This is a genomic window from Amycolatopsis sp. 195334CR (genome assembly GCF_017309385.1).
Lineage (GTDB): Bacteria > Actinomycetota > Actinomycetes > Mycobacteriales > Pseudonocardiaceae > Amycolatopsis.
Window position 1 is genome coordinate 373,409 of record NZ_JAFJMJ010000001.1, and the last position, 21,807, is coordinate 395,215.

Annotated in this window: 24 protein-coding genes; 6 read left to right on the forward strand and 18 right to left on the reverse strand. The window is 71.8% G+C overall.

Going from position 1 to position 21,807, the window contains the following annotated elements; all coding sequences use genetic code 11:
• Window positions 1–16: 16 nt before the first annotated feature.
• A complete protein-coding gene (locus JYK18_RS01795) occupies window positions 17–1,222 on the forward strand; it encodes a cytochrome P450 (RefSeq protein WP_206799806.1) in 1,206 nt (401 codons plus the stop codon).
• On the opposite strand, the gene JYK18_RS01800 is transcribed toward JYK18_RS01795, so the two are convergent.
• Window positions 1,179–1,628: a hypothetical protein gene (locus tag JYK18_RS01800; protein WP_206799808.1), complete on the reverse strand. Its 450-nt coding sequence runs from the start codon at window positions 1,626–1,628 to the stop codon at window positions 1,179–1,181. The two genes, JYK18_RS01795 and JYK18_RS01800, sit on opposite strands and share 44 nt — an antisense overlap.
• 185 nt (window positions 1,629–1,813) lie before the next feature.
• On the opposite strand from JYK18_RS01800, the gene JYK18_RS01805 reads away from it, so the two are divergent.
• The gene (locus JYK18_RS01805) at window positions 1,814–2,233 is read left to right on the forward strand and encodes a hypothetical protein (protein ID WP_206799810.1); all 420 of its coding nucleotides are present in this window, start codon (window positions 1,814–1,816) and stop codon (window positions 2,231–2,233) included.
• A 64-nt stretch (window positions 2,234–2,297) separates the two neighbouring features.
• On the opposite strand, the gene JYK18_RS01810 is transcribed toward JYK18_RS01805, so the two are convergent.
• Window positions 2,298–2,801 (reverse strand): TetR/AcrR family transcriptional regulator, encoded by a 504-nt coding sequence (locus JYK18_RS01810; RefSeq protein ID WP_242578907.1) that lies wholly within the window; start codon window positions 2,799–2,801, stop codon window positions 2,298–2,300.
• Between the two features lie 142 nt (window positions 2,802–2,943).
• Here JYK18_RS01810 and JYK18_RS01815 point away from each other — a divergent pair, with 142 nt between their 5' ends.
• Window positions 2,944–3,345 (forward strand): hypothetical protein, encoded by a 402-nt coding sequence (locus tag JYK18_RS01815; protein WP_206799814.1) that lies wholly within the window; start codon window positions 2,944–2,946, stop codon window positions 3,343–3,345.
• A gap of 127 nt (window positions 3,346–3,472) precedes the next feature.
• Here the strand turns inward: JYK18_RS01815 and JYK18_RS01820 are convergent, their stop codons facing one another.
• The 10 genes from JYK18_RS01820 to JYK18_RS01865 all read right to left on the reverse strand — a co-directional run bounded on the left by JYK18_RS01820 (window position 3,473) and on the right by JYK18_RS01865 (window position 12,008).
• The gene (locus JYK18_RS01820) at window positions 3,473–4,294 is read right to left on the reverse strand and encodes a phosphotransferase family protein (protein ID WP_206799816.1); all 822 of its coding nucleotides are present in this window, start codon (window positions 4,292–4,294) and stop codon (window positions 3,473–3,475) included.
• Window positions 4,295–4,321: 27 nt separating this feature from the next.
• The gene (locus tag JYK18_RS01825) at window positions 4,322–4,903 is read right to left on the reverse strand and encodes a TIGR03086 family metal-binding protein (protein WP_206799817.1); all 582 of its coding nucleotides are present in this window, start codon (window positions 4,901–4,903) and stop codon (window positions 4,322–4,324) included.
• A 49-nt stretch (window positions 4,904–4,952) separates the two neighbouring features.
• Entirely contained in the window at window positions 4,953–5,783 is an 831-nt protein-coding gene (locus JYK18_RS01830; protein ID WP_206799819.1) for an isopenicillin N synthase family oxygenase, read from the reverse strand.
• Entirely contained in the window at window positions 5,780–7,174 is a 1,395-nt protein-coding gene (locus tag JYK18_RS01835; RefSeq protein ID WP_206799822.1) for an MFS transporter, read from the reverse strand. The genes JYK18_RS01830 and JYK18_RS01835 overlap by 4 nt, the downstream gene beginning before the upstream one ends.
• Before the next feature lie 72 nt (window positions 7,175–7,246).
• Entirely contained in the window at window positions 7,247–7,657 is a 411-nt protein-coding gene (locus tag JYK18_RS01840) for a hypothetical protein (protein ID WP_206799837.1), read from the reverse strand.
• The gene (locus JYK18_RS01845; RefSeq protein ID WP_206799839.1) at window positions 7,654–8,358 is read right to left on the reverse strand and encodes a WXG100 family type VII secretion target; all 705 of its coding nucleotides are present in this window, start codon (window positions 8,356–8,358) and stop codon (window positions 7,654–7,656) included. The genes JYK18_RS01840 and JYK18_RS01845 overlap by 4 nt, the downstream gene beginning before the upstream one ends.
• Complete coding sequence (locus JYK18_RS01850; protein WP_206799841.1) at window positions 8,355–8,702, reverse strand: type VII secretion target; 348 nt, start codon at window positions 8,700–8,702, stop codon at window positions 8,355–8,357. The genes JYK18_RS01845 and JYK18_RS01850 overlap by 4 nt, the downstream gene beginning before the upstream one ends.
• 111 nt (window positions 8,703–8,813) lie before the next feature.
• On the reverse strand, window positions 8,814–11,039 hold the full coding sequence (gene katG, locus JYK18_RS01855; RefSeq protein WP_307795751.1) for a catalase/peroxidase HPI: 2,226 nt from the start codon (window positions 11,037–11,039) through the stop codon (window positions 8,814–8,816).
• A gap of 29 nt (window positions 11,040–11,068) precedes the next feature.
• The gene (locus JYK18_RS01860; RefSeq protein ID WP_206799843.1) at window positions 11,069–11,500 is read right to left on the reverse strand and encodes a Fur family transcriptional regulator; all 432 of its coding nucleotides are present in this window, start codon (window positions 11,498–11,500) and stop codon (window positions 11,069–11,071) included.
• A gap of 31 nt (window positions 11,501–11,531) precedes the next feature.
• Complete coding sequence (locus JYK18_RS01865) at window positions 11,532–12,008, reverse strand: DUF4231 domain-containing protein (protein ID WP_206799845.1); 477 nt, start codon at window positions 12,006–12,008, stop codon at window positions 11,532–11,534.
• A 32-nt stretch (window positions 12,009–12,040) separates the two neighbouring features.
• Between JYK18_RS01865 and JYK18_RS01870 the strand changes: the two genes are divergently transcribed.
• Window positions 12,041–12,811, forward strand: coding sequence for a class I SAM-dependent methyltransferase (locus tag JYK18_RS01870; RefSeq protein ID WP_307795752.1), 771 nt, complete (start codon window positions 12,041–12,043; stop codon window positions 12,809–12,811).
• Here the strand turns inward: JYK18_RS01870 and JYK18_RS01875 are convergent.
• From JYK18_RS01875 to JYK18_RS01890, 4 genes are read right to left on the reverse strand one after another with little or no spacing between them, the layout of a single operon-like run.
• Window positions 12,774–13,958 (reverse strand): CHAT domain-containing protein, encoded by a 1,185-nt coding sequence (locus JYK18_RS01875; protein ID WP_206799856.1) that lies wholly within the window; start codon window positions 13,956–13,958, stop codon window positions 12,774–12,776. The two genes, JYK18_RS01870 and JYK18_RS01875, sit on opposite strands and share 38 nt — an antisense overlap.
• Entirely contained in the window at window positions 13,955–15,574 is a 1,620-nt protein-coding gene (locus tag JYK18_RS01880) for a hypothetical protein (RefSeq protein ID WP_206799858.1), read from the reverse strand. Before JYK18_RS01880 ends, JYK18_RS01875 begins: the two co-directional genes overlap by 4 nt.
• The gene (locus JYK18_RS01885; RefSeq protein ID WP_206799860.1) at window positions 15,571–16,560 is read right to left on the reverse strand and encodes a hypothetical protein; all 990 of its coding nucleotides are present in this window, start codon (window positions 16,558–16,560) and stop codon (window positions 15,571–15,573) included. The genes JYK18_RS01880 and JYK18_RS01885 overlap by 4 nt, the downstream gene beginning before the upstream one ends.
• The gene (locus JYK18_RS01890; RefSeq protein ID WP_206799869.1) at window positions 16,557–17,801 is read right to left on the reverse strand and encodes a hypothetical protein; all 1,245 of its coding nucleotides are present in this window, start codon (window positions 17,799–17,801) and stop codon (window positions 16,557–16,559) included. The genes JYK18_RS01885 and JYK18_RS01890 overlap by 4 nt, the downstream gene beginning before the upstream one ends.
• 88 nt (window positions 17,802–17,889) lie before the next feature.
• On the opposite strand from JYK18_RS01890, the gene JYK18_RS01895 reads away from it, so the two are divergent.
• Complete coding sequence (locus JYK18_RS01895; RefSeq protein WP_206799871.1) at window positions 17,890–18,978, forward strand: PA2928 family protein; 1,089 nt, start codon at window positions 17,890–17,892, stop codon at window positions 18,976–18,978.
• A 30-nt stretch (window positions 18,979–19,008) separates the two neighbouring features.
• A complete protein-coding gene (locus JYK18_RS01900) occupies window positions 19,009–19,770 on the forward strand; it encodes a hypothetical protein (protein WP_206799874.1) in 762 nt (253 codons plus the stop codon).
• Between the two features lie 272 nt (window positions 19,771–20,042).
• Here the strand turns inward: JYK18_RS01900 and JYK18_RS47920 are convergent, their stop codons facing one another.
• Together JYK18_RS47920 and JYK18_RS01910 are read right to left on the reverse strand one after the other, a co-directional pair.
• Window positions 20,043–21,263, reverse strand: a complete 1,221-nt coding sequence (locus JYK18_RS47920) for a sigma-70 family RNA polymerase sigma factor (RefSeq protein ID WP_206799876.1) — start codon at window positions 21,261–21,263, stop codon at window positions 20,043–20,045.
• A 123-nt stretch (window positions 21,264–21,386) separates the two neighbouring features.
• The gene (locus tag JYK18_RS01910; protein ID WP_206799891.1) at window positions 21,387–21,752 is read right to left on the reverse strand and encodes a hypothetical protein; all 366 of its coding nucleotides are present in this window, start codon (window positions 21,750–21,752) and stop codon (window positions 21,387–21,389) included.
• Between the last annotated feature and the right edge of the window lie 55 nt (window positions 21,753–21,807).

Here is a 21,807-nt window from a genome sequence, read left to right on the forward strand (position 1 = left end):
GGAGAGGAGCCGGGTGATGACCACCAGAGAAGTTTCCGAAGCACGGTCCTACCCCTTCAGCGAGCCGGAGCGGCTCGAAACCGAACCACTGTTCCGCACCCTGCGGCAGGAAGAACCGCTGAGCCGGGTCCGGCTCCCCTACGGCGAACCGGCGTGGCTGGCGACGCGGTACGAAGACGTCAAGGTGGTGCTCGGTGATCCGCGGTTCAGCCGCGCGGCCAGCGTCGGCCGCGACGAACCGCGCATGCGCGCCCACCTGCCGCCGCCGGGCAACATCCTGAGCATGGACCCGCCGGACCACAGCAGGCTGCGGCGGCTGGTCACCAAGGCGTTCACCGTGCGCAGCGTGGAACGCCTGCGCTCGCGGGCGCAGGAGATCGCCGACGGGCTCGTCGACGACATGCTGGCCAAGGGCCCGCCCGCCGATCTGGTCGCCGACTTCGCGCTGCCGCTGCCGATCACCGTCATCTGCGAACTGCTCGGCGTGCCGTACGAGGACCGGTCCGACTTCCGCCTGTGGTCCGACGCCTTCCTCTCCACCACGAAGTTCCCGCCGGAGCAGGTGGCCGAATACGTGGAGCGGATGCGGGAGTACATGGCCGGGCTGATCGCGCAGCGGCGGGAGCAGCCGACCGACGACCTGCTCGGTGCGATGACCCTGGCGCGGGACAACGAAGATCGACTGTCCGAAGAGGAACTGCTGTCGCTGGCGCAGGCCCTGCTGGTGGCCGGGCACGAGACCACGGCGTCGCAGATCCCCAACTTCGTCTACGTGCTGCTGACCCACCCCGGGGAACTGGCGCGGCTGCGGGCCGATCTCGGGCAGGTGCCGCGGGCGGTCGAGGAGCTGATGCGGTACGTGCCGCTCGGCATCGGCGCGGGCATCGCGCGGTACGCGCTGGAGGACATCGAACTCGGCGGGGTGCTGGTGCGTGCCGGGGAGCCGGTGCTGCCCGCGCTGGCGTCGGCCAACCGCGACGAGGCGAAGTTCACCGAACCGGACCGGCTCGACCTGACCCGCGACGAGACCTCGCACGTCGGCTTCGGGCACGGTGCCCACCACTGCCTCGGCGCACCGCTGGCGCGGATGGAGCTCCAGGTGGCGCTGGAAACCCTGCTGCGGCGGCTGCCGGGACTGCGGTTCGCCGACTCCGATGTGGAGTGGAAGGACGGGCTGGCTACCCGCGGTCCGATCGTGCTGCCGGTCGACTGGGATCGCTGACCGGCCAGCGGCGGGCCGCGAGGCGCCAGAGGAAGTAGGCACCGGCGAGCAGCCAGAGCAAGCCGGCGGTGCCGTCCTCCAGGTTGCCGCGCGGTCCGCCGCGGTCGGCGGTGAGCGACACCACGTACGAGATCAGCAGGGTGGCGAAGAAGGCGGCGAACATCAGGCCGATGGCGGCGCTGACGCGGATGGCGGGCGGCGCGTCGAGTGCGCCGGCCGTGTAGACCGCGAGCGCGAGCGGGCCGGCGATGATGGCCCAGCCACCGAACTCGGTCAGCTCGGGCCGGTACTCGCTCGCCCCGAAGAGTCCGAAGTAGACGATCACCATCACGACCAGCGCCCCGCCGCCGAGCACCGCGATCGCCGACAGCACACCGAGCACGACGCGGCCCAGTTTGGTCACCATGCCCCGGAGCGTAGGAACGGTGCCGGTGGTGGGTGCGGGATTGACCGCAAGCTGCCGTTCGGGCCGGTGTGGGCGCCGGATTCCCTAGGCTCGGTCACATGCGAAGGTTCTGGCCGCTGGGCCTGTTGCTCCTTGCCGGATGCGCTGCGGACCCGGCGCCCATTCCCGAGTCTGTTGTGCCAGTTGTGCCTGCTGTGCCCGTGGCCGCCGACGGCAGCGACTACGCGGCGTGCGCGGACGGCACGTGCGAGGTGCTGGTCTCCGGGCCCGCCGAGATCGCGTTGAGCGGCACGGCCGGGATCAGCAAGCTCGTGGTGCGGGCGGTGGAGGGCAACGGCATCCGGTTCGAAGCCGGTGGGAGTTCCGGGAGCCTGTCGGCGAACTGCATCTCGACCTTCTACGAAAACGGCGGCGGCTCGTCGTGCAGCACGGCCCCGCGCGAGGCCCCGGCACCGGTGGACGGGATCGTCGCCATGCAAATCGCTTCGGTGCAGGACGGTACGGCTGTGCTGCGCGTGGTCTCGGGCAAGCCGGGCCCGCCGCCCGCTTCGCTCGTCCCGAACATCCCCACCTTCGAAATCCCGAAGCCGCCCTTCGGTTACTGAGCCCCCAGAACCGATCACGATTCAGGCGCGGAGTAGGCGGTGAAGGTGGCTTTTCCGGCCTCGGTCAGCGGTTCAGGAGGAGGTCGGCGGCTCGCGCGAGGACTTCGGCTCGGGTGCGGCCCTGGTGGTCGGCGACCAGGAAGTGTTCGCCGATCGCCACGCAGAAGGCCAGCGTGCTCCGCGCCTCCACCTCGTCCGGGTCGTCGCAGAAGGTGCCGATCATTTCCCGCAGCAGGTCCATGCGGCGGTTGTCCACGCGCCGCAGGCGCTCGGCGACCGCCGGGGCCCGGCGCGCCCAGGCTCGGACGGCGAGATCGATGGGCAGCAACCGATCGCTGGAGAAGGTGAGTACCCCGGCCAGGTGGATCTTCTCCTTCGGATCCCCGCCCTCGCGCTCGATCCGGTCGAGCACCTCGTCCGTGCTCTCGCGTTCCCAGGTGTCCAGCATCGCTTCGAGCAGGGCGTCGCGGTCGGCGAAGTAGCCGTAGAAACCGCCCTTGGTGACGCCGAGCCGTTTGGCCAGCGCCTCGACACGGACGGCGTCCACGCCGTCGGCCGCCAGGACCATCAAGCCCTCTTCGATCCACCGGTCCCGCGGTGTGCGCGCAGCGCCCACGACGTGTGCCACCTCACTTCTCATTGGATATACGCACCCGTATAAACCGGGCTAACCTGCGTCTTGTACGCCATCGTATAGAACGGAGCAGCCCATGGAGACCGTGCTACCCGGCGCCCACTACACCGACGTGTTCAGCCGCCCCATCACCGAGACCGCCACCCCGGAGCAGTGGGCCAGAGCCCTGTTCGGCGACGTCCCCAGTCCCGGCGCGCGGTTGATCTGGCGGGGGTTCCTCGGCCTCCGGCTCAGCCGGGGCCCGTCGGCGGGCACCGTGGCGGGCTGGCGGATCGCCGACCGCGGTGCCGACTGGATCCGGCTGGAGACCACGTCGTGGTTCCTCACGGCGAACCTGCTGGTCACCGCGGCCGACGGGCAGCTCACCCTGACCACCTCCCTGCGGTACGACCGCCGGATGGGGTACCTCGTCTGGCCGCCGCTTTCGGCCGTGCACCGCCGGCTGGCGCCCGGGCTCCTCCGCGGCGCGAAGCCCTAGTCGCTGTCCTCCAAGTCTGCTCGATGGGCTTCGTGATCCGCGCGGCCTCGTACTGGCCCTCGGTCGAGCCACCGTGCCAGGGGTTGCCTGGGCGCGAAGACCGCGAGCGTGACTTGCCGGACAGCACCTAGGCGAGCGCTTCCTCGATCATGCGGTGGCCTTGGCGTTCGAAGTCCGACAGGCCCATTTGGTAGGCCCATACCGCGGTGGCGATCGCCTCGCGGAAGCGTTCGCGACGCCAGGCCCCTGGTTCACGGGGATCGTGGCCGTAACCGTCGAGGAAGGCGGCTTCCAGTTCCGGGGCGCCCCGGAACTGTTGTGCGGCAAGGCGGGTGAAGTCGGTGAAGGCCGGGCGCAGGTCCGCGCGGCCGAAGTCGATCACCCGGAGCACGCCCTCGTGCACCAGCCAGTTGCGTGGTTGCCAGTCGCCGTGGGTCGGGACCAGGGCGGCGGGCGGGGTCGGCCAGGACCCCACTTCGGCACGCAGCCGGTCGACGATCTCCGGCGCGATGCGGTGCTCACCGTCCAATCGCGACAGTGTCTTCCTCTTCAGCTGAGCCTCGAAATCGGCGTCCTCGACGGTGAGCTGTCCGTGCAGCGAGGCCAGCAACCGCCCGGCTTGGCGGTAGGTGTCCGGGCGGCGCTCGGCGTCGTGGCCCTGCACCAGCTCTCCCGGCAGGAAGCGCGTCACGAGCAGCCGCGCGTCGGCGTCGGCGTGCACGAGCTCCGGGCCACGCGCGCCCAGCGGCCCCAGCCAGTTCTGGTGCGCCCGCAACTCGCGCAGCAGGTGGTGGTCGCCTTCCGCGGCTGCCTTGGCGATGTACCGGTCGTCGCCGAGGCGCAGTTCGAGCACGGTCGTGCCGTCCGGGCCCCAGCTGTGGTCGCGCACCACTTCGGCGCCCGGCAGCCACCGGCGCAGGAGCTCCCGCTGACGTCGCCCGAGCCGCATGCCCGGATCCTAGGCGTACCAGTCTGTTCAGCCAGTGGACCTCCCCAAGAAAGCGGCCAGCCGGGTGTAGGCGCCGGCGTCTTCGGGCGCCTCCACGATCGGCCCGAACGGACCCCGCTCGCTGCGTTCCTCCGGCGGCGCGAACTCCGTGAACGCGGCGAGCGCCCGGACGGCGAGGTCCTCGTCGAGATCGGCGGTCCGGCCGGTGGCGTGCGCGAGATCCCAGGAATGCGCGGTGAGCTCGTGGGTGTAGGCGTCCAACGCCACTCGGCCGGGCATGGTCGCCCACGGCAGGGTGACCGTGCGGTCGAGCATCGCGTCGTCGGCCCACGCGCGTTCCACTTCGCCACGCGCCTGGGCGAACGCGCTGGCCCAGCCGTCATCGGCGATGCCGTCGATCACGTCGGGGACCTCGCGCGCGTCCTCGCCAACACTGACGCGGACCAGCTTGCGCAGCACCGAAAGCACGTGCCCGAGCAACGCGCGGACGTCGTAGTCGGCGCAGGGTGTGCGGTGGTCCAGCTCGCCGGGACGCACCGCCGCGATCTGGCGGGCGGTCTGGTCCAGCGCCTTGCCGAAGAGCGGACGCGGGTCGGGAGAAGTGGTCATGGCGGCGAGCCTAGGAAGGACCACCGACATTTTCGGTCCGCGGAGTGCCTCACCGCGCGAACAACTTCCGCATCTTCGCGGCGATCCACTCCCCCGCCACCACCGAATCGACCACCGCGTCGGGGTTGGGCTGGTAGAAGAACGGCACGGACAGCCGTGACGAGGTGTCCCCCGGCGCCGGGTTGACCACCCGGTGCAGGGTCGACACCCACCGCCCGCCGGTCCACCGCGCCAGCAGATCGCCGATGTTCACCACAAAACTGCCCGGAATGGCGCGGACCTCCCGCCATTCGCCCTGCCACACCTGAAGGCCGCTCAGATCGTCCTCCTGGTACAGCACGGTCAACCCGCCGAAGTCGGTGTGCGCACCACGGCGCAGCTGACCCGGCAGCGGCGCATCGTGTTGCGGGTAGTAGAAGTTCGCCACCAACGAGGACGTGTGGCGGTCGAACTTGTCATCGTAGAAGTCCTCCGCCGAACCGAGCGCCCGCGCGGACAACCGCAACAGGTCGTGGGCGAGCGATTCGACCGCGGCCAGATATTCGAGCCAGGTTTCCCGGAACGCGGCGGGTGCGTCCGGCCAGCCGTCGGCCAATGCGGTGACGTGGGCCCCGAAGGACTCGCACAGGTCCGGTGGGGACTGCTGGTCCAGGCTCCGCGCGGTGGTCCCGCCGGACCGCCGGAACCCGCCCGCCCGGTCCTTCTCGCCGACCGGCCGGGTGAAGAACTCCATGGTCACCGCGTACATCCGCGCGACCAGCTCGCGCGGCACACCGTGCCCGACGACGACGTAGAAGCCCGAGGTGGTGCAAGCGTGGCCGATCGCGGCGGCCAGTTCCTCGCGGGTGCCCGACGACAGGTCGATGATCGGGATGCTCATGCCGTTCCTTCCGTGGACCGGGACCGTCGCGTGTGGACGGTGATCAGCGGGCTGGCGACGCACGCGGCCACCAGCAGGATGCCCAGCGCCACGGTCAGCGCGGTGGTGTAGCCGTGCACCAGCGCTTCCGGGGACCGCGACGTGGTGGCGCTGCTGGCGATGGTGTTGAGCAGCGCCACGCCGAGGGCCGCGCCGAGTTGCTGCGCGGCGTTGTAGGCGGCCGACGCCGCACCGATGTCGTGCCCGCGCATCCCCGCGGTGGCCAGGCTCGCCGTCGGTGGCAGCACGCAGCCGAGACCGAGTCCGGTGAGCAGCAACGCGGGCACCAGGCCGGTGCTGGGATCCCAGACCAGCAAGAACATCCCGGCGGCTGCTGCGAGCAACCCCGGCACGACGAGCGCCGCGGGCCCGACCCGGCCGTGCAGCCGTCCGGCGATCAGGGTCGATCCGGCCAGCGCCGCGACCGCGTTGATGATCAGCGCGAGCCCGGCCCGCACCGGCGAATACCCGAGCACCAGCTGCGTGTAGTAGCTCATGAACAGGTAGAAGCCGAACATCGCGACGAACATCAGGGTGATCGCGAGGAAGGCGCCCGCACGGGCGTGGTGCGCCAGCACGCGCAACGGCAGAAGTGGTTGCGGCGACCGGTGTTCGACCACCGCGAACGCGGCGAGCAGCAGCACTCCGACGGCCAGCAGCGCCACCACCACCGGTGAGCCCCAGCCCCGCGGTTCGGCCTCGGTGAACGCGTACACCAGCGCGGCGAAACCGGCGACGCTGAGCACCGCACCCGGCACGTCCAGCCGTCCCCGTGCGGGCGCGTCCCGCGGCACGAATCGCACGGCGAGCGCGGCGGCGAGCGCCACCGGCACGTTGATGTAGAGGCACCACCGCCAGCTCGTGTACTCCGTCAGCACCCCACCGGCGATCAAGCCGATCGCCGAGCCGGCGGCCCCCACCGCGGCGAACACCCCGAACGCGCGGCCCCGTTCCCGCGTTTCGGTGAACGTGGTGGTGAGCAGGGACAATCCGGCAGGTGCGAGCAACGCGGCGAACGCGCCCTGCAAGGCCCGCGCGCCGAACAACATCAGCGGGTCCCTCGCCGCCCCGCCCAGCGCGGAGGCGGCGGCGAAGCCGAGCAGTCCGATCATGAACGCGCGCCGGTGGCCGAGCGCGCCGCTGATCCGGCCGCCGATCAGCAGCAACCCGCCGAATGCCAGCGCGTAGGCGGTGATCGCCCACTGCCGGTTGGCGTCGGTCAGGCCCAGCGCTTCCTGGGCCGAGGGCAACGCGATGTTCACGATGGTGCCGTCGAGCACGACCAGCAGCTGCGCCGCGCTGACCACCAGCAGCGTCCACCACCGGCCCGGTGATCCGTTTCCGTTTTCCATGGTTCAAGTGTTTCGGTGAACCAGCCCCGGAAACTTTTCCTCGGTGGTGCTGGGGTTTACCGCGGTGAACCCTCAACCCGCGCTGGAACCCCCGAGCGGGTCGTCGAAGTACTCGTCGTCGTCGGCGCGGGTCGCCCGGGCCTCGCCCTCGTCCAGGCCGCCGCGGTCGATCGCGCTCTTGAGCGGGCCCAGCATCCGCCGGACCGCGTTGGTCATCCACTCCTCGCCGCGGCCGAGCAGGACGTCGTCCCAGCCGAGCCGGCCGCGGTCCACCAGTTCCTGGATGCGCTGCAGGTCGCGGCCGCCCTGACCGGACCGCGCCCGTTCGGCGAACCGGTCGTCCGCCTTGCCTTCCGCCTTCTCGCGGTCGAGCTCGGCCTTCGCCCGTTCGAGGTCCCGCTTGGTTTCCGCCAGCGTGGTGGCGAGCCGCGCATTCGCTTCGCGGACGCGCGCCGCCGCGAGTTCCAGCTTTTCCCTGTTCATTTCCCGGCTCCGAACCCGTCGCCTGGCGCGGCCGGGGTCGCCACGTGCCCGCTCGGCGCGGACTGGTTGTCGTTGGCCTCGTCGATGCCGTTGGCGATCGCCTCGATGTAGGCGATCACCGTCTCGATCATCGATTCGAGTTCCTTGAGCACCTTCATCGCGTGCTTGGCCTTCAGCAGCGCCTCGCCCGCCTTCTTCAGCGCCTTGAGCAGGTTCGCGATCTTCAGCGCCATCAGGAGGATGTCGATGCACAGGTTGATCGTGGACAGGATGATGTCGAACACGGCTTCCGCGTTGTCCGCGAGATCACCGATGTAGGAGGACATGTTGCCGCACATGTCCTTCTCGCTCGCCAGCGAGTTGTGCCACTGTCCCATGTAGTCGGTGAAGACGTCGGCGGCCTCGCCCTGCCAACTCTCGCGGAGTTCGGTGGTGATCCCGCTGAGGTTCGTCGAGACGCCCTCCGCCGCGTCCCCGAGGGCCGCCCAGCCCTCGGAGTACGACCGGAGCTGGCCCCAGTTCCCGCTCAACGGCACGAAGAGCGATTCGAGCAGGCTCCAGCCGAAGAACCACTGCCACACGTCGTCGATCGGGCCGAGCAGGCCGCCGATCTGGTCGACCTTCGCGGTCATCTCCTCGCCGTGGTCCTGCGGCTCCACCAGCAGCGCCGGCACGTCCACGGTGTCCTGGAAGCCGGTCATCGCACGACCTCGTCGCCGACCGGGCTGTCGAGTTCCCCGAGGAAGTCACCGATGCCGGTGCCGAAGGTGCGGTCGGTGGTCTCGTACGCCGCCTTGGTGGTTTCGAGCGCGTCCCTGGTCAGGCCGAGCTTGGCCTGCATGTCCTTGAGCACGGTGACCTGGGTTTCGGCGGCGGCGTCGTACCCACCGCGGAACTTCGCCAGTATCTCCCCGAACTCGGCCCCGTCCGCCGACGAACTCAGCGAGGCGCAGTACTCGGCCATCGCGCCGAGGTGCCCCGAACCGCGCCCGATCGCGTCGGCCGCCCCCTGCATCTTCTCCGGATCTACCTGGTACCCGTTCATCCGGCGATGGTGCCGACGCGGACTTGCACCGCACTTTCATCCGGCCTTCGAGCCCGGAAAACGGACCAGGCCGGGCGCCCGAGCGCCCGGCCTGGTCCGTTCAGCCGTGGATCAGACCAGGTCGTACCGGTCCGCGTCCATCACCTTGGCCCACGCGGCGGCGAAGTCGCGGGCGAACTTCTCCTTCGCGTCGTCGCTGGCGTAGACCTCGGCGAGCGCCCGCAGCTCGGAGTTCGAGCCGAAGAGCAGGTCGACGCGGCTCCCGGTCCACTTGACCTCACCGGTGGCGCGGTCGCGGCCCTCGAAGGACTCGCCGTCCTCCGAAGTGGACTTCCACTCCGTGCCCAGGTCGAGCAGGTTGACGAAGAAGTCGTTGGTCAGCGTGCCCGGGGCCGAGGTGAACACGCCCTGCTCGGACTGCTGGTGGTTGGCGCCCAGCACCCGCAGGCCACCGACCAGCACGGTCATCTCCGGCGCGCTCAGGTTCAGCAGGTTCGCCCGGTCGACCAGCAGGTACTCCGAGGGCAGGCGGTTGCCCTTGCCCCGGTAGTTGCGGAACCCGTCGGCCGTCGGCTCCATCGCGGCGAACGATTCGGCGTCGGTCTGCTCCGCCGAAGCGTCGGTGCGGCCCGGGGTGAACGGCACCTTCAGCTCGATGCCCGCGTCCTTGGCGGCCTTCTCGACGGCGGCGACCCCGCCCAGCACGATCAGGTCGGCCAGGGAGACCTTCTTGGTGTCGGTGTTGAAGGACGCCTGGACGGCCTCCAGCCCCTTGAGCACCTGCGCCAGGTTGTCCGGCTCGTTGACCTCCCAGCCGCGCTGCGGCTCGAGGCGGATGCGCGCACCGTTCGCGCCACCGCGCTTGTCACTGCCGCGGAACGTCGAAGCCGACGCCCACGCGGTGGTGACCAGCTGGGCGACCGAAAGGCCCGAGTCGAGGATCTTCGCCTTGAGGTCCGCGATGTCGGCGTCGCCGACCAGCTCGTGGTCCACCGCGGGCACGCGGTCCTGCCAGATCAGCTCCTCCTGCGGCACCAGCGGGCCGAGGTAGCGCTGGATCGGGCCCATGTCGCGGTGGGTGAGCTTGAACCAGGCGCGGGCGAAGGCGTCCGCGAACTCCTCCGGGTTCTCGTAGAACCGCCGCGAGATCGGCTCGTAGACCGGGTCGAACCGCAGCGCCAGGTCGGTGGTGAGCATGCTCGGCGCGCGGTCGAGCGCACCGGACTCCGGGTCCGGCACGGTGCCCTTGGCCGCGTTGTTCTTCGGCTTCCACTGGTTCGCGCCGGCGGGGCTCTTGGTCAGCTCCCACTCGTAGGTGAACAGGTTGTGGAAGAACCAGTTGCTCCACTGGGTCGGCGTCGGGCTCCAGGTGACCTCCAGGCCACTGGTGATCGTGTCCCGGCCCTTGCCGCTGCCGAAGGTGTTCTTCCAGCCGAGGCCCTGCTCCTCCAGCGGGGCGCCCTCGGGCTCCGGGCCGACGTACTGGTCGGGGTCGGCCGCGCCGTGGGTCTTGCCGAAGGTGTGGCCACCGGCGATCAGCGCGACGGTCTCCTCGTCGTTCATCGCCATCCGGCCGAAGGTCTCGCGGATGTCGCGGGCCGCGGCCAGCGGGTCCGGGTTGCCGTTGGGGCCCTCGGGGTTGACGTAGATCAGGCCCATCTGGACCGCGGCGAGCGGGTTCTCCAGCTGACGGTCGCCGCTGTAGCGCTCGTCACCGAGCCAGGTGCGCTCCGGGCCCCAGTACACGTCCTCGTCCGGCTCCCACACGTCGGCGCGGCCGCCGGCGAAGCCGAAGGTCTTGAAGCCCATGGTCTCCAGCGCGCGGTTGCCGGTGAAGATCATCAGGTCGGCCCACGAGATGGCCTTGCCGTACTTCTTCTTGACCGGCCACAGCAGCCGGCGCGCCTTGTCCAGGTTGCCGTTGTCCGGCCAGCTGTTCAGCGGCGCGAAGCGCTGCATGCCCGCACCCGCGCCACCGCGGCCGTCGCTGACGCGGTAGGTGCCCGCGCTGTGCCACGCCATGCGGATCATCAGCGGGCCGTAGTGGCCGAAGTCGGCGGGCCACCACTCCTGCGAGGTGGTCAGCACCTCGTCCACGTCCTTGGCCAGCGCGTCGAGGTCGACCGTGGCGAACGCCTTCGCGTAGTCGAAGCCGTCGTCCATCGGGTTGGCCACGGCCGAGTGCTTGCGCAGGATCTTCAGGTTGAGCTGGTTCGGCCACCATTCCTGGTTGGTCCCACCCTCGGTGGGGTGCTTGAAGCGCCCGGCCGAGACCGGGCAGCCGCCCGCGCTCTCCACGTTCATCTCGCCAACTACGGCGTCGGGGGTGTCAGACACAAAAGTCCTTTCGGGATCGGAGGGCGCGCTCAGTCCTTGAGCGAGGTGGAGCAGGCGGGACAGGTGCCCCAGTAGATGACCTCGGCCTCGTCGATGGTGAAGCCGTGGTCGTCGGACGCCGTCAGGCACGGTGCGGGGCCGACCGCGCAGTCGACGTCCGCGATGGCTCCGCACGACCGGCAGACGGCGTGGTGGTGGTTGTCCCCGACCCTGGCTTCGTAGCGCGCCACCGAGCCCGGTGGCTCGATGCGCCGGAGCAGGCGGGCCGCGGTGAGCGCGCGCAACACGTCGTAGACGGCCTGGTGGGAGACCCCGCCCAGGTCCGCGCGCACGGCACCGATGATGGTGTCGGTGTCGGCGTGCGGGTGTCCGTGCACGGCGGCGAGCACCGCCAGCCGCGGACGCGTCACCCGGAGCTCGACCTCGCGCAGCAGGCGCTCGAAGTCGGTGGTCGTGGGCACGGGCGCAGTCTTGCGCATTTTCTGGAATGAATCAAGATGAGCTGACGGCGGGTCGCTCGATCGTGAGCACGTCGGTGGCCGCGTCCGAGACGTGCCCGGCCCACGAACTGTGCCCGGCGGCCCCGATTTCCACGATGCGCACGGAGAACAGCCGGGTCCGCTCGACTTCGGACAGTTCCTCGTAGACCCCGGCGCCCTGCTCGTAGAGGAAGCGCTCACCGAGGAGCCGGGTCTGGATCTCGCGGGCGAGCGGCCACTGCGCGTAGGAGCGCGTGGCCGCCATCAGCCCGGCGGCCAGCGCCGCCCCCGCGCTCGCCACCACGATCCACCAGCGCGGCACCTCGGGCACCCCGGCCAGCGCGGTGGTGCCGATGGGCAGGATCACACAGCTGTACATCAGCGACTTCGACATGCGGCGGTTGCGCTTGGCGCGCCGGTGCCAGTTCGTCATCAGGCTCTGCCAGTGGGTGAAGGCGCGGGCCCGCGCCTCGTCCTGCTCACCGTCCATCGGCCCATGATGTCAAGCCTTAAGCTGGTCCGGTGGCGGATTCGGGCGCACGCCGGTTCTACGACCAGCTCGCCGAGGACTACGACCTGATCTTCCCGGACTGGGACGGCAGCATGGCCCGCCAGGCGGCCGCCCTGGACGGGCTGATCACCGCGGCCGGTGGCGGGCGGGCGGTGCTGGACTGCGCCTGCGGCATCGGCACCCAGGCGATCGGCTTGGCGGGGCTCGGCTACCGCGTGGTGGGCAGCGACCTCAGCCCGGTCGCCGCCGCGCGGGCGGTGCGCGAGGCCACCGCGCGGGGGCGGCGGCTTCCCGCGCTGGCGGCGGACATGGCCCGGCTGCCGTTCCGCGACGAGGCCTTCGATGTCGTGGTGTGCGCGGACAACTCCATCGCGCACCTGCTCACCGAACCGGCGCTGGCGACCGCGCTGGCCTCGATGCGGCGGGTGCTGCGCCCGGGCGGGACGCTGGTGCTGACCGTCCGCGCCGAGCGTCGGGACCGGCCGAGGGTGAGTCCGGTGCAACTCCACGAGACCGCGGCCGGGCCGGTGGTCACCTTCCAGCTCTGGGACTGGCACGACGACGAGCACTACGACCTGCGGCACATCCAGCTGCACCCCCGCGGTGACACCTACGAACCGCGGGTTCGCCGGGTGACCTCGTGGGCGATCGGGCACCAGCACCTCGCCGAGCTCGTGGTGGCCGCGGGCTTCACCGAGGCCGCCTGGCATTCGCCGGAGCGAAGCGGGTTCTTCCAGCCCGTGCTCACCGGTCGCCGGCCGGCGGCGCCCACGTGGTGCTGAAGGCCGCCCACACCACGGGCGAGTAAGCCGCCTCGCCCGTTGCCTCCCACTGGTTCGCGGCTTCGCGTTGCCAGGTGTTCAGTGCGCGGACCGGATCTTCCGCGCGGTGGGCGGCGTCGACGGCCAGCACCGCCGGGTTGAGCACGGGTGTCCCGGAGAAGTCCGGCACCAGCCGTCGCAGGCCTTCGTCGGTGGGGAGGACCCAGCGCGTGGCGGTCACGTGCTCGGCGCCACCGTGGACCATGGCCGTGACCAGACCGGACGGCTCGGCGAACCGGACTTCCCCACCGCTTTCGCAGGCCACCAGCGCCACCCGCGCGGGGATCCGCCACGGCCGCGCGGGCCCCGGCCGGTGTCCCAGCACGATGTCCGCGGCGGTCAGCGGACGGTGCGCGCCGATCGGCTCCGCGCGCCCGGCCGCCGCCGCGGTGCACGACAGGTGCAGCCGCGCGTCCAGGCCGTGTTCCCCGGTGGTCACGTGGCCGACGTACAGGAACCGCGCCGCGCCGGCCAGCGCTTCCTCCAGGTACTCCCGATCCACGTCGTCCCGGCGCAGCCCGCCGGTGGCCAGCGCCGCCAGTTCCTGGCTCACCTCGCCGAGCACCGAGCCCAGTGCCGAACCGTCCGCGAACCCCGGCACGCGCGGATCCAGCACACCGACGACCGTCCCTTGTGGATCGAAGGCGGGGACCCGGCGCGCCGTGCCGTTGGCCACGGTCGCGGGCGCCAGCACGGAGACGTCGGAGCAGTGCACCGTCCGCTCCCCCTCGTCGACGCGCAGCGCCTCCCACGGCACCAGCGCCGTCGACGGCGACGGCTGGATGCGCAGGTGCGACCGGATCCCCTGCTCCAGCAACGCGTTCAGCTCGGCGGCCAGCCGATGTGGGAACAACGCCGCGGACAGCCGGGTGGCCAGCGCGACCTCACGATCGCGGTCGACCAGCGGGCCGTCGCGCAACGCTCGCCGCAGCGCCTGCCCCGCGTTCTCCCCCGGCAGCGGCGACGGCACGGCCGCCGCCCATTCGTCCAGCACGCCCTGCACGAGTTCGCGCGGCACGACGATCACGCGTGGTTCATCCGGCTGGTGCTCCCACCGCCACGAGTAGTACAGGTCGCCGGCGTCGACCAGTTTCAGCTGCACCCTCACCAGGACCGCACCACCGAAGCCGACCGCACGCCGAAGCCGTACCGCTGCTCGGCCACGTCGATCCAGCCGTCCAGTGTGGACGGTATGGCCGGATCGGCGCGCACCCGCGGCGGCAGGTCGAAACCCCCGTCCGGCGGCAACGGCAACGACATCAGCTCCTCCCGGGACACCGCGGCGGTGGTGTGCAGGGAAACCGCGCCCGCCAGGTGGTCGATGTACTCCGCCGCCAGCGCCGGGTCCTCGACCGCGCGAATGGCCAGGAAGGCCGAGCGCGTCGCGGGCGCGGAAGCCAGCGCCACCCACCGCTCCCGCAGCGGCCCGTGCGGAAAACGCTGCCGCACGGCCTCCGCCGCCAGTGCGGCGGGCAGGCCAAGGTCCAGTGCACGCAGGCTGATCGCGCGCCGCTCGTCCCCGGTCACCGCGGCGGCCCGGCGCACGAGCGCGTCCGTGCGCCACCACGCCATGCCCAGCGACGCGTGCCACAACCCCGCCACCTCACAACCCGCGGCTGCCTCGGCGTAACAGGCTTCGGCGGCGGCGAACTCACCCAGCGCCTCGTATGCCGATCCGCGGACCTGGTGCACCGCAACGAGTTCCAGCGGGGTCGCGGTACCGAGCAAGGCAAGCGCCCGGTCCGCCAGTCCCAGCGCCTCGGGCGCCCGGCCGGTGAGCACACACAGCGCCGCCCGGCCGTGCAGGCACACCGCGAGCCGGCGCGGATCATCGGCGACCAGTGCCTCGGCTTCGTCGTACAACGCCGTCGCGCGCTCGACGTCCGAGGCCAGGTAGGCCAGCCGCGCCGAGCTGAGCAGCGCGACCGCCTCGCTTCCGGTATCGCCGACGGCGGCGGACAGTTCCCGGGCCAGCGCCAGGTGGTCGTCGGCACCCGCCAGATCGCCGGTACCACTGGTGACCTCCGCCAGCGTCGCGTGCACCGAGGCGAGCATGGGCGGTTCCAACTCGTGTGCCAACGCCGCCTGCGCGACTTCGGCTGCTTCCGCGTACTGCCCGCCGGTCGCCAGCACCCGGGCACGCACGGCGGCGATGGCGCCGGTCAGCGGCTCCACGCCGAGCTCGGCCGCCTGGTCGAGATCCGCCAGCGCTTCGGGCAACCGCGTCTCCGCGTGGTGGACCCACGCCCGTCCCAGCAACGCCTGCGCCAGACCGGTGTGCAGGCTTTCGAGGTACTCCGGGGTGTCCCGCTCGGCCAGGTCGATCGCCACCGCGGCCTCGTCGATCGCCTCGTCGAGCCGTCCGGCCATCATCAGCAGTCCGAGCCTGCTGTGGTGCAACGCCACGTTGTCCGGTGCTTCGGTCAGCGCCGCCTCGACGTCCTGCCAGGCCTCGTCCCACCGGTCCAGCCACGGCAGCAGATCCGCCCTGGCGGCGACGACCAGCGGCCGCAGCGCTTCGTCCGCCAGCGGCAACGCCTCGGACATCAGGGCGACCGCGCGTTCCCGGTCGCCGGTCAGGTCGACCACGTGCGCGAGGTTCAGCAGCACCTGCGCCCGTTCGGTCCCCGACGCGACCGCGAGCACCTCTTCCAGCACCGAGCGCGCCCCGGCGAAGTCGCCATCGGCGGCCAGGCGCACGCCTTCGTCGTGCCGGTCCCTCACCCGGCCGTCCGCTCGGTGAGCGTCGCGGCGGCGGAACCCACGCGGGACAGCGCGTACGCGATGATCTCCGCCTGCCGCACCGCGGTCCCGGGGTCGAGCACGGCGGGTGCGGCGAACCCCGGCGCGTGCACGGACACCACCCGCCGGTCCGGCGGCAGCAGGAGCACGGTGGCGGGCACCGGCGCCGAACCGGTCAGCCTGCCCAGGTCGTCGACCTCGTCCAGGACCACCTCGATGTCGCCGAACCGGGCGATCAGCCGGGCCACCGGCCGCGGCCCCGCCGGGACCGCCACCTCCAGCGCGGTCACCCCCTGCCGCCGCACCACCGCCCACTCGGCGGGCGCGCCCGCGTCCACCGCACCCGGCGGCACCAGTGTCCAGTCCACAATGGAGGTTCCGGTGTACACGGTGGTGCCACCGGCGGCCGCGGGCCCGCCCGCGGCCAGCGCGTAGTCCGCCCGGCCCGGCGCCACCCCGGCCGGGAGCACCACGCCGTAGTTCTCGGCGAGCACGGTGAGCCGCTCGACCAGGTCCGGGTGCACTCCCGGCGGCAGCACCGCCAGCGCCCCGGTCACCGCGTCCAGGTCGTCCAGCAGGTGCTCCACAATGGACAGATTGATCACCCGCTCGGCCCGCAGCGTGCCGAGGTCCAGCGCGGGCACCCCGGCCACCACCGACGCGGGCCACCACGCCTCCGCCCAGTTCAGCTGCGCGACCACCCGGCAGGCCACCCGCACCCGCCAGTCGCCGTCGGCGGGCACGGTCACCTCGTCGGCGCCGGAGAGAATGCCGTCGGTGGCCCGGCCGTAGATCTCCCACAGCCACTCCGACGCCAGGTCGGGGTCGTGCACCCGCGCCGCGGGCAGGTCCCCGTCGGCCAGCACGTTCCACGCCAGCATCGCGCCCGAAGCCTCCAGCAGCGCCACCGCCTCCACCCGCTCCGGCCACTCACCGACAACGAGGTCGCCCGCACGCGACACCCTCATGCCCCGGCCTCCCGCTCCAACACCGCCCGCAACCGATCGCGCTGGTCAAGGATGACCGATCGCAGCACGCCGTCAAGCAGATCCCAGACCTGCTCCGCGCCCACCCCGTCTTCCCGCAGCTCACGGCCGTGCACCCGAACCCAAAGCCGCCGAAGGTAGGCAGCACGGACGCCGCGCACGTCGGCGTGGAGCTCCGGCGGCGCGGCCGAGGGCAGGCGCAGCACCCGGTGCACGTAGGCCTCGCGCTCCCACCGCGACCGCAGCCGGGCGGCCGCGCTGCCCGCCACCACGGCCGATCCGTCGGCGAGCGGCGCCGACGCCTCCCGGCCGAGCACCAGCACCACCCGGCTGACCTCGTCCGCCAGCTGCCACGGCCCGGCCGAGCGCGCGATCTCCTGGCGCACCAGTGCCGGGACGTCGGCGAGCCCCGCCCGCAGGAAGGTGTTGGTCAGCGGCGCGAACAGCCGTTCCAGGATCGACCGGTCGAACGGCTTGGGCAGGTTCGCCTTCGACGCGCTCACCCCGAGCACCGGCCGCGCCGGCCGGTCGCGGTCGGTCAGCCCGTGTGCCTGCGCGACACCCGGCTGGTCGAGTTCGGCCGCCAGCGCGCTGCCCGCGGCACCCGCGACCAGCGCCCGGAACAACGCGTCGTCGGGCGCGGTGGCGCAGGTGGCCAGGAACTCCGCGGCGGTGACCGGCACCTGCCCCGGCGGTGGCGCGGACATCGCGGCCCAGGTGACCTCGATCAGCCGGGTCAGCTCACCCGCGTTGGCCGCGTCGGTCAGGAAGCCCCGCAGCGCGCCGACGGTCGGGCCGCCCTGAGCGTGCACGTCCGCGAGCACGGACGCCGCCACCCGCTCGGCATCCGCGCCCGGTTCCCCGTGCTCGGTCGCCAGCTCGAAGCAGCGCTGGAAGTAGAGGTCCTGCGGATTGCCGTCGGTGATCCGCAGGCGGCGGCGTTCCTTCTTCAGCACCACGAACCAGCTCGCTGTCGCGGCCAGCACCGGGCCGGCGCCGGTGATCCGGGCGCGCAGGGCGTCGACGTGCGCGATGGCGATCGGGCCCGCGGCGAACTCGGGGTGCTGGACCGGGCGCAGCACCAGCGGTTCGAGGATCAGCTTCACCGTGCGGGTCAGCGGGCGGCCCGCCCCGTTGCCCAGCGGCGCGACGGCCTCCCCCAGTTCCGCCCACGCCTGCGCGACCACCAGGCCGCGGGGAAGCGTCGCCGTAGCGGTGGTCACCCGGCGAGCCTACGCGGCGCGTTCCTGGGACCGGTAGGCGCGATCGGGCGCCGAAGCTCTCCCCATCACGACCGAACAGGGGAAGCCGATGTACCTCGACCCACCGCAGTACGCACCGGCGCCGTCGCTCCACGACACACCGCGCCGCCGCCTGACGTTCCGGATCCCGTTCCTGTTCTTCACCGGCCTGTTCGCGCTGCTGTTCTTCGGCGGTTCCTACCTCGTCTCCCCCGAACCGGACATCGAGGTGCAGCCGGGCTTCGCCTTCGCCGAGGTGAACGGGCGGGACGTGGTCCTCGTGCCGTACGAGCGGCACGGCAGCCAGGGCATGTTCCAGCTGATGACGCAGGACATGTTCCAGGTGCGGCTGGCCGCCGCCGATCCGGCGAGCGGTGAGGTGCTGTGGGACACGCAGCTGTCCGACGAACTGGTCTGGGAGGCCTCGGTGCTCACCGCCGGGCAGCGCTACGCCTACCTGGCCACCGATTCCGGGCTGTTCATCCTCGACGTGGCGGACGGATCGATTGCCGCACAAGGCGAGGAGGTGCCCGGCCTGGGCACCGCGTTCGTCGCCGCCCGGGCCGCGTACGCCTACGACCCGGACAACCAGCGGGTCCTCGCGCTGACCACGGCGGGCACGGTGAAGGCGATCGAGGTCGACCAGACCTCGGCCACCGCGGTCGACGCGGAGACCGCTTCGGCGTGGGGTGAACGCCTTTCCGCGAAGTCGACGCCCGACCGCCCGTCCGGCGCGACCGCCACCGAGGCCGAACTGAACGGCGAGCAGGTCGTGCTCGAGGACATCGGCATCGGCAGCCTGGGCAGCGTCCTGTTCCGCGGTCCCGAAAACGGCCGCAAGCTCCAGGTCAGCCAGACCGCTTTCCCCGGGGCGCGGCTGGTCGTCACGGACGGGACGCCCGCCGGTGCCGACACCGGGCACGTGCTGGTGCAGCACCAGCGCTCGGTGAACGACCCCGAGTACACGCTCAGCCAGGTCTCGCTCGACACCGGCGAGGTGACCGGTTCGCTGCCGGTGGAATCGGCGGTCGAACGCGCGGTGGCCGGTCCGGACGGGACCACCGCCCTCGCCGCCCGCGACGAGCTCGTGCTGGCCCGCGGCGACGGCTCGCTGCTCCCCCTCGACATCGGCGAAACCGACTTCTTCGGCTCCGCCTGAACCACTCCTCTTGTACGGAAAGGGAAAACCATGAGAATCCTGCTGCTGCTCCCGCTCTTCATCGGCCTGGTCTGCACCGCCTTCTGGGTCGCCGGCGGGCTCTCCGGCGACGACGAGTTCGCCTGGCTCAACGGCTGGCTGGCCGGCCCGATCCTGGTGCTGGCGTCGCTGCCGTTCGCCTTCCTGCGTGGCCTTTCCGGGGCGTTCGGCGGGGTGCCGCGCGAGTTCCGGGACGCGCCGATCGGCATCGGCACGGTCACCGGGGTGGCGCGGACCGGGCTGAGCGTGAACGACCACCCGGAGCTGGAGATCCAGCTCCGGGTGGACACGCCGGACGGCCGGTCGTTCCCCGCTTCCGCGCGGCAGATCGTCGACCTGACCGACCTCGCCGCGGTGCAGCCGAACGCCACGCTGCCGGTGCGCTACCTGCCCGACGGGCGGGTGGCGCTGGCCACCGACGCCGCCCTGCCCGAACTCCAGGCGGCGCTCAACCGGGTCCAGGTGGCGAAGGGGTGGATGACGCCGAACCAGTTGCGCATCGCCGAGCAGGGGGTGGACGCGCGGGCGGTGGTGCTGGCCATGACGCCGACCGGGCACACCGCGGACGGGCGCTCGGAGGTGACCCTGGGCCTGCGGATCACGCGCGGGGACGGCACCACCTTCGACCTGACGCAGGAGAAGAAGCTGCCGCCGAGCGCGGTCGGGCAGGTGCAGCCGGGCATGGTGGTGCGCGTCAAGTACCTCCCGCACGACGAATCCGAGGTCGCCCTGGTCACCAGCCTGGCCGGGTGACCCGCAGTGAATGTGGCTTTCACTGCGCATTCGGCAGTGAAAGCCACATTCACTGCATCGGGCCGGTGGCCTCGGGCGGGCTGGTCTCGGTGGATTCCTCGTCGGCGAGCCATTCGAGGCCGGCTTCGGCCAGGAGGTGGTCGAGGATCGGGGTGGCCGTCACCGGACCGCCACCCCGATGATGTTGTCCGCCCGGACCCAGTGCGGTTCCCGGTCCGCGGCCTGTTCCCTGGCCCGCACCGGGATCCAGGTGGTCTCGGTGTAGCTGTCCACTACGGCTTTCCCCGCGATTTGCCCTTGCCGCCGCGGTTGCTCGGGTGATCCGCCTGCGAGGTAGGTGATTTCGTCCCCGACTTCGAATGAGCCTTCTTCTGCTTCGCTCCCCACGCGTTCCCTCCTCCGCTCTGCGCCGCCGAACTCTCCTTTGCATTACCGCACTTCTCCGCGGCGCACGCCGCCGAGCCCCGCGCAGACCCCTCGGCAGGGTGAAGATCAACCACCGGTCGGACCGCCTCGCCGTCCACCGGTACCCGCGGACCGGCGATCACGCGCGTCGTCCCGGTGACCGGGAGTTCCGCCGAAGCGGACGGCGGCAGCGCCACGACCTCCGGCCGCGGCCCGGGCAGCACCGGGCCCACCTGCTGCGGCACCGGCGCACCGGTGACGGCCACCACCGCGGCGGCCACCACGGCGGCGACCTTGCCACCGCCGGTCATCCCGGCGGAGATCGGCATCACCAGCGCGCTCGCGTTCCTCCTGGCCAGCGAGGGCCGCAGTTCGAGGTTGGCTTCGAACAACCCGGCCGCGACGGCCCGGCACGCGCGGCAGCGCTCGACGTGCGCAGCAACCTTGGCCGCCCGGCGCACGGACAGCCCGTCCCGCACCCACGCCGCCATTTCCGGGCGGATCGTGCCGCAGTCGGGCTTGCTGCTGTCGGGCACCTGCACCTGGAGGTAGGCGCGGCGCAGTCCTTCCCGCGCACGCATCGCCAGCCCGGCCACCCCGTTCGCGGACACCCCGAGCATCGGCGCCAGTTCCGCGGCGGAGGCGCCTTCGACCTCGGTGTGCCACAGCACCGTCCGCCACCGGCCGGGCAGCGTGCAGAACGCGGCCCAGGCGATCCCCGCCTGCCACCGGCGCACGGTCAGCTCGTCCACCGCGGCGTCCATCGCGGCGCGCTCCGGGACCTCGCCGGGCAGGTCGACGCGGGCCTGCCGCCGTTGCCAGCTCACCGCCAGGTTCCGCATGGTGACCAGCAGGTACGGCCACATGTCCTGCTTCGGCCCCGAACCCGAGCGGACCGCGATCAGCACCCGCACGAACGACTCGGCCACCAGGTCGTCGCGTTCGGCGGGATCGCTCGACCAGCGCACGGCGGCCCGGTGCGCGGCGGCGGCGTGCCGCCGGAACAGCACGTCGCACGCCCCGAAGTCGCCGTCGCGGACAGCGGCGAGCAGCACCTCGTCGCGTGTGCCGTGCTCACGCTCCCACATCGGCTCACTCCCGGGTAGGCGGTCCCTTCACAGGTGCCGACTCCCCACCCCGGACCCCATGACGCGATATCGCGACGGAGATCCAAGTCACACTCGGCTCGCTGTCCGCGACAGCCTATTTCCTCAGCAGATCTTCTTGAGGTCCGCGGTGACACCGGTTGCCGAGTAGTAACCGAAGGCGAAGCTGCTGGAGGTCCCGGTGTCCTTGGACTTGACCAGGTCGTCGCCGCTCCGCGCGAAGGTGAACTTGGCCCGGACCAGGCAGCCGTCGGTCTTCAGGTCGGTGACCGTGCCGGTGACCTTCCGCTGGTTGCCGTCGTAGCAGATCGAGTAGGTCACCTTGCCCCAGCCGGCCGGCGGCTGGATCCGGTAGCCGCCGACGCAGGACGCGGCGGTGGTCACCTCGCCGGCCGCGGCGGGCACCGCGGCCAGCCCCAGCGCCATCGCGACCCCACCCGTGACCGCGGCGATACGACGCGTGAACTTCATGTGCACTCCCCTTTTCCTGGTTGTGGTACCAGGATCGGGAGCGCGCTTTCGCCGC